Raw genomic sequence first — 11,983 nt, forward strand, 5'->3', positions numbered from 1 at the left:
AATTGTTTGTATAGAATTACTCGTAGATTCACTTTATTTCGTTACTTGTGGACAGTAATAGCCTTATAGGAATGGGGTAAAGGGTTCAATTTATTAGGGGGAGTGGTTTTATGTTAAACAAAAAAATGGTGGCAATGGCAATGACTGTACCATTAGTAATGGGGACAATTTCCACAGTTTCAGCATTGGAAAAACAACAGCAAGTAAAGCTAGAAGCTTATTCACCACAGAAAAAAGCAATTGAATATTTAAAAGGACATGCTACGGAATATGGATTGAAGGCGGACCTTTCAGACTTACAATATATTTCTACAACAGAAACATCAGTAGCTTCATATGTTAGGTTCCAACAAGTAGTTAATGGTGCTCCTGTATTTTCAAAACAAATTACAGTTACTCTTAATGGACAGGGACAAGGAATACTTGCTGTGTCTGATTACCAGGCAGTTCAAAGTGTGAAAGAAATAGCAAATAAGATTAGTGAAAAAGATGCTGAACAAAAATCAATGGCGTATGTTGGAGGAGAAAGTGAGCAAAATCTATGGGCTCCTACAGAGAAAGAATTTGGATATATTATTGAGGATGGAGTAGCTATCCCAGTATACAAAGTTTTAGTCCATTCGAATAAACCTTTCGGAGCATGGGAAACATTTATTGACGCGGAAAATGGAAAGTTAATTAAAAAGGTTGATATAAACCGAAAAGCAGAAGGAACAGGGAAAGTATTTTTACCTAATCCTGTCGTATCTAGTGGTAGTAAAACAGGATTAAAAGACAATAATGACGCAGATTCAACAGCATTAACGAATCAATTGAAAACTGTTACGTTAAAAGGTTTAGATGGTACAGGATTTTTAATTGGTGAGTATGTAACAATTTCTTCAAAAGCGAAGACGAAATCTACAAACTTACAATTTAATTTTACACGTGCAAATGATAGTTTTGAAGATGTTATGTCATATTATCATATTGATACATTACAGCGTTACATTCAAGGATTAGGCATTAACAATATTAATAATCGTTCTATTAAAGTGAATGTAAATGGTACAACTGATGATAACTCATTTTATTCACCATCAACGAAAGCTTTAACTTTCGGTACTGGCGGAGTAGATGATGCAGAAGATGCGGGCATTATCGCGCATGAATATGGACATTCTATTCAAGATAATCAAGTACCAGGCTTCGGAAGTTCACCAGAAGGTGGAGCGATGGGAGAAGGATTTGGAGACTTCTTAGGTGCTACTTATGAAGATGCAGTATCCACAACAGGTTACGGAAAAGCATGTATTGGAGAATGGGATGCGGCTGCTTATTCTAGTTCAGATCCGACGTGCTTACGCCGATTAGATACGAATAAAGTATACCCGAAAGATATAACGAATGAAGTGCATAATGATGGGGAAATTTGGGCTCAAGGTCAATACGAAATGGCGCAATCTTTTGGACGTGATGTAGCAACAAAAATTATTTTACAATCACATTGGTCATTAACGCCAAATGCGAAATTCCGTGATGGAGCGAAAGCGATTAAGCAAGCAGATGCTCTTTTATACGGCGGACAACATGCCGCGGAAATCGATCGAATTTGGACAGCGAGAGGAATTAGTACGAATTAATATAAAAAGTCGTGGCGTTTAAAAGCCACGACTTTTTTATTTGCTTAAGAACTGGTACTAGTAAATTAAGCTATATCAATGATAGTGTGAATTTATACGCATTCCATTTATTTTTTTGCGTCTTTAAAAACAAAATGCTCTTTAAATTTTCTAGACTCGACTTTTTGACCGTTTCGCATCGAGCGGAAAGGGTGTTCTTGCCAAGTGATTATAACGTCAACCTCATCTGATTTTGTAGAAACAGGGAAGTTAGCATGTCTAAATCCAGTTTTTCCACTTGCTAGACGACCTTCTTTTAGGGAAAAGAGTTCGTATTTTGTTTTCATATTTGGTTCATTGCGGAAGACTTCAACTTGTACGTTATATACTTCGTTTTCTCCAACATTCTTTACCGAAAATTGATATGTTTGAAATTTATCTTTTTTAGCTTGAAGCATATTTTCACTTGTTTTTTTCGGTTCATCAATATTCACTTGCCATTGATCAGAGTTTTGAGAGATTGGTAAAGATTTTGGTGAATAGGCGTATGTTTCATTAACTACAACTAAGCATAATAATAGGAGAAAGAAACTAATTGTTTTTTTCATATAAACACCTCGCTACAAAATTTTTATTAATATGCGTAAATGAAACGGATTTTATGTAATAAAATGGAAGAAGGTGATACTTTGATTCAAATGAATTTGAAAAAACTTGAAGAGGTAGTAGATGGAGAAGGATTACAAGAATCGTTTCATCATATAGAAATACATGGTGTCTGCATAGATTCCAAAAACATTAAAGAAGGAAATTTATTCGTTCCAATCATTAGGGTGAAGGATGGACATGGTTATGTGAAAGAAGCAATGGATAATGGAGCTGTCGCTTCATTATGGAAAAAGTCTTACGGTACTCCGCCAAAAGGGATACCAATTATATTTGTAGATGACACTTTGTTTGCTTTGCAACAATTGGCGCAATTTTATCGAAAAGGGCTAGATGTAAAAGTAATCGGAATTACTGGTAGTAATGGCAAGACAACGGTAAAAGATATAATAAGCACGATTTTAAGTACAACTCATCGTGTGCATAAAACAAAGGGCAATTTTAATAGTCAAATCGGTTTGCCGTTAACAATTTTAGAAATGAAACGAGATACAGAGTTTTTAATACTTGAAATGGGAATGAGTGAGAAAGGACAAATTCGAAATTTATCACAAATAGCACAGCCAGATGTAGCGATAATTACAATGATTGGACAGTCTCACTTAGAAACACTTGGATCAAGAGAAGAGATTTCGAAGGCCAAATTAGAAATTATAGACGGATTAAAAGAGGAAGGATTGCTCTTATATAATGGTGATGAGACATTACTTTCTCGAAAAAATAATGTACTAGTTCTAGAATGTAAGTCATTTGGTGAAAAGGATACAAATGATTTGTTTCCAACAAACGTGCAATTAGATGAATATGGTGTTCATTTTAAATTAAATGATTCAAAAATACAGTATGATGTCCCCTTACATGGAAAACATAATATTTTAAATACGATTGTTGGAATCGCTGTAGGTCAATTTTACAATGTCCCTACAGAAAAAATACAGGATGCATTGAGGCAAATAAATATTACTCATATGCGCTTTCAATTTTTAACTGCTAAAACAGGTTTTACGATTATTAATGATGCATGGAATGCCAGTCCCTCGTCAATGAAGGCTGCAATTGAAACGTTACAGAAATTAAATGCCTATAAGAAAAAAATCATTGTCATTGGGGATATGTTGGAGTTAGGGAAGGCAGCTGAAACTTATCATAGAGAAATTGGTAAAATGTTAAATCAAGAGAATATTTCATATGTGTTTACTTATGGAGAGATGGCAGAAATAGTGGCGGAAGAAGCGATGAAGACATATGCTACAGGACAAGTGCAGTCATATAATAATAAAGCTAAGATAGCAGAGGAAGTATTGAAAATTATAACGAAAAAGGATGTCGTATTATTGAAAGGCTCTCGTGGAATGGCTTTAGAGGAGATTGTGCAAAATTGGATATGAAAAATCAGAATATATTTTAAAAAAGCTTGCGTTTTATAAAATAAAGAGATAGAATACTCTGTAAATATAAAAAGTGATGATTAGGAAAAGTACATGATGCAGGGTCTACAGAGAGCAATCGGTTGCTGGGAAGATTGCGATACCGCATGATGGAAAGACACCTGTGAGTGTTGCTTTGAACGTGATTATTAGTAAAAGCAAACGGTACCTACCGTTATCAGGACTAAGATGGTCATTATGACAATTTGGGTGGTACCGCGGAAAAATCCGTCCCTATTTATAGGGGCGGATTTTTGTATTCTTTGAAAGGAGGTGAGTGAACGTGGATGATGACGACGACAACAACAATAACAATAACGTAAATAAAAATAAAATTAATGGAGGGAAATATAATGGATCAAATAATGAAGCGTTCACTCACACGAGAATGTACGGAGCATAGCGGAAAGGTTGTATTACTACAAGGATGGGTAAAAAAGATTCGTCATCTAGGCAATGTTAGTTTTTTATTATTAAGGGATCGTACCGGAGTTGTTCAATGTGTATTAGAAAACGAGTTAGCTGGATATAAAGTTGATGTTGAAAGTGTCGTCCAAGTAATTGGTGAAATAGTAACGACAACGAAAACAGAATTAGGGGTTGAAGTACTTGCTCATGAAGTGAAAGTATTAAATGGTGCAGAACAACTTCCATTTGAAATAAATAAGAAGAAGTTACAGGTTGGCTTAGATCAACTATTGAATGAGCGGGTATTATCATTAAGACATGAGCGAATCGCTGCGATTTTTAAAGTGAAATCTACACTCGTTCAAAGCTTTAGTGAATTTCTAATAGAGAACGATTTCACACGTGTATTTACTCCGAAAATTGTCTCGCAAGGGGCAGAAGGAGGAGCAAATGTTTTTAAGCTTTCATATTTCCAAAAAGAAGCGTATTTAGCTCAATCACCACAATTTTATAAACAAATGATGGTAGCGGGAGGACTTGAACGTGTTTTTGAAATTGCTCCTGTGTACCGGGCGGAACATCATAACTCTTCACGACATTTAAATGAATATATATCGTTAGATGTAGAGCTTGGATTTATAAATGATTTTTATGAAGTGATGCAATTAGAAACGGATGTTTTACGATATATGTTTCAACAAGTAGGAGAAACATGCGAGAAAGAACTACAACTATTACAAATAGAAGTACCTGTCATTACTGAAATTCCTAAAATCACATTGTTAGAAGCACAAGATATTTTGAAAAATAAATACCGGAAAGAATCGCCGATTGGGGATTTAGATACAGAAGGTGAAAAGTTATTAGGGAAATATGTGAAGGAAACATATAATAGTGAATTTGTCTTTATTACACATTATCCGAAAGAATCGCGACCGATGTATACAATGCCGAATAAGGAGAACGAAGCCATAACGGATTCATTTGATCTATTATATAAAGGATTAGAAATAACGTCAGGTGCACAGCGAATTCATAATCATGAAATGTTGCTCGCATCTTTTAAAGAAAAAGGATTACATCCAGATAAATTTCAATCTTATGTAAATACATTCCGATACGGTTGTCCGCCACATGGTGGTTTTGGAATTGGATTAGAACGAGTTGTGTATAAGCTATTAGAATTATTGAATGTAAGAGAAGCGAGTGCTTTTCCGAGGGATTGTACACGTCTTATACCATAACATTAAAACCCTTCTATAATATAGAAGGGTTTTGTGCATTTCAACATATGTTAAAGGGAATGATAATGGTTTTTTCGTGTGAAAATATGTAAATTATATCAAGAAAATTTGATAATGAATTGAGAAATAGAAAATTCATAAGTTATAATAAAATATGAATATAAAAATAGTTCACATAATAATGTATGGAAGGGTATGAAACATGTTATATCAAACTCAAGCAACACAACAAACACCAGCTTATATAATCTATCTTCTGGATGTAAGCGCATCAATGAATCAAATGATGGATGCAGGCGGAGAAGAAAAAAGAAGAATTGATATTGTAACGGATGCTCTTTCTTTAGCGATTCGCCAAATGGTATTTCGTTCAACAAAAGGTAGTCGCCTGCTTCCAAGGTATAAGTTATCTATTTTAGCCTATAGCGATCATGTTTTTGATCTATTGGGTGGGGTGAAAACAATAGACGAAGTAGCAAGACTGCGCCCACTAGAAAAAATCCAAACGCATCGCTTAACTGATACAGCAAAAGCTTTCTCTGTAGTGGAGAAGTTATTGCAAATGGAATTACCAAATTTACAAGATGGGCCAGCTCCTGTGGTCTGTCATATGACAGACGGTGCTTCAACTGGTGAAGATCCAGAATTAATTGTGCGAAGAATTATGGATATGTCTGTACCTGATGGAAATGTGTTAATTGAAAATATTTTTATTTCAGATGAAATTATGCAAGACCAAATTACTAATATAAAGAAGTGGCAAGGTATTATGCCAAATACAGAAATTACGGATGAGTACGGAGCAAAGTTGCAACGACTTTCATCACCTATCCCTCAAAGCTACCGTGAGATGATGACTGAGTATGGTTTTCATATTGGGGATGGTGCAGTGATGATGTTTCCTGGTACAAATGCGGATTTAGTGTCACTTGGATTTCAAATGTCCGCTGCGACGCCTGTTCGATAGGGGAGATGAATAAAGTGAATTATATCCTGTCACAAGAAAAAGAAACGGTATTACAGGAGAAGAAAAGTGAACATTTTACATATCGATATAGTTATGTAAGAGCTAAAGAAACACAGGACTTAAATGAAAGTGGACAAGACTTCCTCGCATTTCAAGATAATGGAACTCGTTTCATGTTCGTATTATGTGATGGAGTAGGAATGTCTTTTCATGGCGAAATCGCTGCGAACTTTCTTGGTATGAAATTATTACATTTATTTGAAACATTTCAGGGAAAAGAACAGGATATTTCAGCCCTATTAAATGAAGAGCTGGAAAAGTGGAAAGAAGAAGGATTAGAGGAAGTGAGGGCATTTCAATTGCCGGAAGAAACACCGTGGCTACTTCGCGATGTATTGGAAGAAAAGAGAAAACAGGGTAGTGAAGCTATGTTTATTGGCGGGAGAATAGAACTCATTCCAAATGAAGATAAAGTATATGTAACAATAGTTACACATGGTGATTCATTTGTACAATTGTTTCAAAAGCAGAAGAATTGTTTGAATGTAATGAAGTTTGAGAGAAATATAGAGAAAAGATGGTCTACACATCGTGGCATTATTGGTGGCGAATTGGAGGTTTTTTCAAAGACATTATCCAGAGAAGAAGCTAATCGGATGGTTATTCATTCAGACGGGCTTATGTCGCTTATGCAGTATAATTTTGAGGAAGTCTTAGCAGAAATCGAGAGGGCGCAGTGCTCGCCGACAAGCGATGATATTTCATTTTTAGATATTTCTTGGTAACAACACGATGGAAAAAGGTGAATAAAACGTGGAAGAGATTATTGTGACGTACATAAAACAATCAAATGAAGAAATAGATATTGCGATTCCTAATGATATAAAAGTAGTGCAAATTATTGAAGCGATTTTACATCATGAAAAAATAGATGAAGCATTAAGCAGTATCTATGAAATTAAAGTGGCAAAAGATAATGAAGAGTGGCATTCTATTCGGAATGATGAAACTTTGCGAGATAATGATGTTTGGGATGGACAATATGTAATGCTATATAAAAAGGGGGCTATTATTCCTTCTTTTGAAATGTTATCGGCAGAAGAAGTTTATAATGAACCTGTTAAACCAGATATATCTTCTAGTGAAGAAGATTATGTATGGAAAATCATTGAGTAATAGTTTTTGAATGGGGAAGGAGAAATGTTTTGTGCAAAAATCACCATATTTTCAACGCTCTCCGCGTGTGAAAGTAGATATACCCACAGGGGATGTTATTATTCATGATCCGCCGAATATACCGGAGGAGCCGAAATTTTCAATTGAAACGATGATATTGCCAGCGGCGATGACAATTTTGACTCTAGTATTATACTTTGTGATGATGAAGGTTATGAAAATGAATTCAAGCTATATGCCGCTAATGATGGTTTCTAGTATTCCTATGTTAGGGTCATATATATTTACATCGATGGGGCATTTACGTAGAAAGAAAGAACACCGTCAATTGGTTGAACAATTGCAAACAAGATACTTAGAGCAAATTCAAAAGCACCGAGTGGAATTAGATACGTTAAAGGTTGAACAAGCAAAATATTTAATTACACAAAATCCAAGCCCTTTAAAAAGTGTGCAAAGAATTGAAAACCGAGAAAGTAATTTATGGGAGCGAACACCTGAAAGTCCGGACTTTTTAGATATTCGTATTGGAACAGGTGAGAGACCATTTCTTGTAGAGTTGAAGGTGCCTGAGCAGAAAGGTTATGAAGAAAATCCATTAGTTACAGAAGCACAAAATGTGAAAAGGGATTTTAATACGATACCTAATGGACATATTTCAATTTCTTTGAAAAAAAACGATGTAATTGGTGTAGTTGGAAATAAAGAAGATAGGTTGAACTTTATTCGAATTGTAACGACGCAAATTATGACACATCATGCGCCAAATGAAGTGAAAATAGCAGCTTTTTATCATGAGAAGGAGAAAAAACAGTGGGATTGGATGAGATGGCTTCCTCACGTATGGGATGAGCAGAGAAGTATGCGTTTTCTATCTGCAAATCAACAAGACGCTCAGAAATTAGCTGAAGCGTTGTTCACACCACTTAATATGCGTAGAATTTATAATTCCTCTGCACAGGCAGATGCGAAAATACCTTTAATCCCAATGTATGTCTTTTTCTTATCCGCGCGAGAATTTTTAGAAGATGATCCTCTAATCCCAATGTTACTTAGAGAAGGGGAAAGTGTCGGAGCATCTACGTTTATATTTGCAGAACAAAGAGAAAGATTGCCGATGGAATGTGATCTTGTTATAAGCTTAAATGGAGAAAATGGTGAGTTAGTAGAAACGTTTTCAAGTTCAGCTGAAAATAGTGGGACAACACGTGTTAGTTTTAAAGTAGATCGACTTTCATTCGAACGATGTGAATTAGGAGCGCGAAGCATTGCTCCGATTCGGATGAAAAGTTCTACAGCAGCCAACATTCCGAAAGTATTAACATTTTTAGACTTGTTTCAAGCTAAGAAAATGGAAGAGTTACAAGTGCTAGAGAGATGGAAAGAAAATCGATATCCGACTTCATTACCGGTTCCAATTGGTGTAAGAGAAGGAAGTAAGCCTGTTTTTCTAAATATTCACGATAAAATAGAGAAAAAAGGGCATGGTCCACATGGTCTAATGGCTGGTACAACAGGATCAGGAAAAAGTGAAGTTATTCAGTCTATAATAGCAGCGTTAGCAGCAACCTATCATCCTCATGAGATGGCATTTATGCTTATTGATTATAAGGGTGGCGGAATGTCAAACACATTTGCGGGATTACCGCATATTATTGCATCTATTACGAACTTAGAAGATCCAAACTTAATTGAGCGTGCTAGAATTTCATTAAAGGCAGAATTAGAGCGGAGACAAAAATTATTCATTCAGGCTGGAAATGTCCAACATCTAGATGAATATTATGAAACACGTTGGCGTGAAAAAGAACCTTTACCACATTTATTTATTGTCATTGATGAGTTTGCTCAAATGAAAAAGGAACAACCTGAATTTATGGACGAGCTAATTAGTGTCGCTGCAATAGGAAGGACATTAGGAGTTCACTTATTATTAGCAACTCAAAAACCTTCTGGGGTTGTAAATGACAAGATTTGGAGTAACTCGCGTTTTCGAATTTGTTTACGTGTACAAGATGATGCGGATAGTCGTGAAATGCTAAAGATTCCAGATGCATCTAAAATCAATGTACCGGGACGAGGATATCTACAAGTTGGCAGCAATGAAGTATTGGAGTTATTTCAATCTGCATGGAGCGGAGCACCTTATAATCCAGATGAAGAGAAAGTTCTTGATGTTGTTGACTTTACAGAAGTTAAGCTTTCAGGTGAAAGAATAAAAGTGAAAAAGCGTCCAAAACCAATGACAAATAGTCCAAAGCAATTACAAGCTTTTATTCAATATGTACAGAGCGTATCAGAAAAAGAAAATATTAAAGCATTACCAGGACCTTGGTTAGCACCTTTACCAGAGAAACTATTATTAAATCAATTCTATGAAATAGAGAATTGGAATGCGGATGTATGGAAGCAAAGAGAAGATGAATTGCAGTTAACGGTAGGATTAATCGACGATGTGGCAAATCAAGCGCAGTATCCTTTGAAATTAGATGTACAAGAGGGGCATTTAAATATTTACGGTATGCCAGGTACAGGGAAAACGACTTTCTTACAAACAATTATTATGTCTCTGGCACTGTCTCATACGCCAGAGGAAGTAAACTTTTATGTGGTTGATTTTGGTCGCATGTTTTTAGACTTTAAAGATTTACCACATATGGGTGGAATTGTACAAGAAGACGAAATTGAAAAAATGAAACGATTGTTTAGCTCTTTGAAAAAGGAAGTCACATATCGGAAAGAATGTTTTTCTGATGTGGGAGCAAAATCTTTCGCGATGTATAACCGAATGGTAGAAAGAAAGATTCCAGTTATTGTCGTAATGATAGATGGTTATATTAGGTTCCGAAGTGAGTATGAGAAGGAAAATGAAATTTTAGAGCTATTATTACGTGAGTCAAGTACGTACGGTATTCATTTTCATTTTTCACTCAACCAAACAAATGATATGTTTGACCGTGTTCGTAACAATATTCCGATGGCGATTTCGTTTGAATTGCAAGATAGAACAGAATACTATAGTTTACTTGGAAGACCAAAATTCCCATTAATTGATGTACCATCTGGACGTGGTTTAGTGAAAGGGCAGCCCCCAGAACTATTCCAAGCAGCATTGCCTTTTATCGGAGAAAATGAATTGGAATATTCTCAGCAATTAAAAACAATTATTCAAAAAATGAATGGGGCATGGACTGGAGAGAAAGCGAAATCAATTCCAATGGTTCCAAAACAGTTGTTTGCTGAAGATATGCTAGAACAATCAGAATCATCGCGAATTTGTGTAGGTATCGAAACAGAAGATATTCGCTTGCAAAACTTTTCATTGGAAGAAATGACAAATATTTTCATTGGCGGAAGAATTGAAGGTGGTAAGACATCTTTATTACAAACACTGATTTTTTCTCTTACCTATCAACATGCACCTGAAGAAATTGAATTACTCATGATTGATTTAAGCGAAAAAACAACTGGTATTTTAGCTCTTGGAGAATTACCTCATGTTAAAAAGCGAATTACAGATGGAATACAATTAAAAGAAATGTTAGATGAGTTGCTAGAAGTAATAAATAACAGAGAAGTAGTCATGCCGTCTTTAAATCCAAATGAAAAAATGAAGTTTCCATATTCGAGGATTATTATTGTTATTGATGATATTGATCAAATGCTGGCGTTATTATCTACTGATTTTGATGCGAAAAATAAAATAGAGCAAATTGTTCAAAATGGAAGAAATAAAGGGATCCATTTTGTTGCAGCTGCTACAACTTCAAGTGTAACTAATTATTCACATGAAAAATGGTTTGCGGAAATCAGAAAACGAAGCTTTAGTTATTTATTAGGCACCACACAAAATAATGATGTGTATTTCTTTAATATAAAGCTTAAGCATACAGAAATGGATCAAGAATTCCAAAGCGGGGAAGGATATTTTATACGCAGACAACCTATGAAAGTAAAATGTGCTTTTACACCGCTACATTTACTACATGATTTAACAAAAAAGGTTGCTAGGAAATGGTTAGAATCTAAAAAAAGAGTATAAAATTAGGTAATTTACAAAAAAATACTATTTTTTTGTGAATTACCCCTTTAAAAATAGTGTGAATATAGTTTATAATCTAATTGTTATAATATTAGTAGATTGAAAGGGGAAATACAGGATGACACAAATTAAAATTACACCTGAACAACTTGATCAAATTGCTGGACGCTTTACAAACGCAGCAGCTGAAGCTCAACAACAAATCAATAACCTTGGAAATGACATTGAAAGTTTAAATGGGCAATGGTCTGGGGCAACACAAGATAAGTTCAGAGCGAACTTTAGTGATGCTAGACAAGAAATGCTAAAATACATTCCGATTCTAGAACACATTTCTGCCGATTTGAAAAACATTGCTACTAACTTCCGTAACGCAGATAACTCATATTAATAGCAGAACAATTGCAAAAGGCCAGGAGCTATTGTTCCTGGCCTTTTCTTTAAAAATTGTC

At 35.1% G+C, this 11,983-nt stretch carries 9 protein-coding genes and 1 other annotated feature; of the genes, 8 read left to right on the forward strand and 1 reads right to left on the reverse strand.

What is annotated here, in order from left to right; genetic code table 11:
- Window positions 1-110 precede the first annotated feature (110 nt).
- Window positions 111-1,622, forward strand: a complete 1,512-nt coding sequence (locus NSQ08_RS09320; protein WP_340773816.1) for a M36 family metallopeptidase — start codon at window positions 111-113, stop codon at window positions 1,620-1,622.
- 107 nt (window positions 1,623-1,729) lie between these two features.
- Here NSQ08_RS09320 and NSQ08_RS09325 read toward each other — a convergent pair whose 3' ends face one another.
- On the reverse strand, window positions 1,730-2,209 hold the full coding sequence (locus NSQ08_RS09325; protein ID WP_002141587.1) for a hypothetical protein: 480 nt from the start codon (window positions 2,207-2,209) through the stop codon (window positions 1,730-1,732).
- Window positions 2,210-2,272: 63 nt separating this feature from the next.
- Here NSQ08_RS09325 and NSQ08_RS09330 point away from each other — a divergent pair, with 63 nt between their 5' ends.
- The 7 genes from NSQ08_RS09330 to NSQ08_RS09360 all read left to right on the forward strand — a co-directional run bounded on the left by NSQ08_RS09330 (window position 2,273) and on the right by NSQ08_RS09360 (window position 11,922).
- Entirely contained in the window at window positions 2,273-3,655 is a 1,383-nt protein-coding gene (locus NSQ08_RS09330; RefSeq protein ID WP_328034149.1) for a UDP-N-acetylmuramoyl-tripeptide--D-alanyl-D-alanine ligase, read from the forward strand.
- Between the two features lie 67 nt (window positions 3,656-3,722).
- Window positions 3,723-3,933: a binding site (T-box leader), on the forward strand.
- 114 nt (window positions 3,934-4,047) lie between these two features.
- Complete coding sequence (aspS, locus tag NSQ08_RS09335) at window positions 4,048-5,346, forward strand: aspartate--tRNA(Asn) ligase (RefSeq protein ID WP_340773820.1); 1,299 nt, start codon at window positions 4,048-4,050, stop codon at window positions 5,344-5,346.
- Window positions 5,347-5,548: 202 nt separating this feature from the next.
- On the forward strand, window positions 5,549-6,313 hold the full coding sequence (locus NSQ08_RS09340; protein ID WP_113770808.1) for a vWA domain-containing protein: 765 nt from the start codon (window positions 5,549-5,551) through the stop codon (window positions 6,311-6,313).
- Between the two features lie 5 nt (window positions 6,314-6,318).
- Entirely contained in the window at window positions 6,319-7,098 is a 780-nt protein-coding gene (locus NSQ08_RS09345) for a hypothetical protein (RefSeq protein WP_340773826.1), read from the forward strand.
- Between the two features lie 28 nt (window positions 7,099-7,126).
- Window positions 7,127-7,489 carry a hypothetical protein gene (locus NSQ08_RS09350; RefSeq protein WP_340773829.1) on the forward strand — a complete coding sequence of 121 codons (363 nt, stop codon included), beginning with the start codon at window positions 7,127-7,129 and terminating at the stop codon, window positions 7,487-7,489.
- Between the two features lie 31 nt (window positions 7,490-7,520).
- A complete protein-coding gene (gene essC, locus NSQ08_RS09355) occupies window positions 7,521-11,531 on the forward strand; it encodes a type VII secretion protein EssC (protein WP_340773833.1) in 4,011 nt (1,336 codons plus the stop codon).
- 118 nt (window positions 11,532-11,649) lie between these two features.
- Entirely contained in the window at window positions 11,650-11,922 is a 273-nt protein-coding gene (locus NSQ08_RS09360) for a WXG100 family type VII secretion target (RefSeq protein ID WP_002158043.1), read from the forward strand.
- The last annotated feature ends 61 nt before the right edge of the window (window positions 11,923-11,983 follow it).

The organism is Bacillus sp. FSL E2-8887 (assembly GCF_038007205.1).
GTDB lineage: Bacteria > Bacillota > Bacilli > Bacillales > Bacillaceae_G > Bacillus_A > Bacillus_A mycoides.

Coding starts and splice junctions, on each gene's coding strand:
- NSQ08_RS09320 (WP_340773816.1), top strand. CDS start 111: ATGTTAAACAAAAAAATGGTGGCAATGGCAATGACTGTACCATTAGTA.
- NSQ08_RS09325 (WP_002141587.1), bottom strand. CDS start 2,209: ATGAAAAAAACAATTAGTTTCTTTCTCCTATTATTATGCTTAGTTGTA.
- NSQ08_RS09330 (WP_328034149.1), top strand. CDS start 2,273: ATGGAAGAAGGTGATACTTTGATTCAAATGAATTTGAAAAAACTTGAA.
- aspS (WP_340773820.1), top strand. CDS start 4,048: ATGGATCAAATAATGAAGCGTTCACTCACACGAGAATGTACGGAGCAT.
- NSQ08_RS09340 (WP_113770808.1), top strand. CDS start 5,549: ATGTTATATCAAACTCAAGCAACACAACAAACACCAGCTTATATAATC.
- NSQ08_RS09345 (WP_340773826.1), top strand. CDS start 6,319: ATGAATAAAGTGAATTATATCCTGTCACAAGAAAAAGAAACGGTATTA.
- NSQ08_RS09360 (WP_002158043.1), top strand. CDS start 11,650: ATGACACAAATTAAAATTACACCTGAACAACTTGATCAAATTGCTGGA.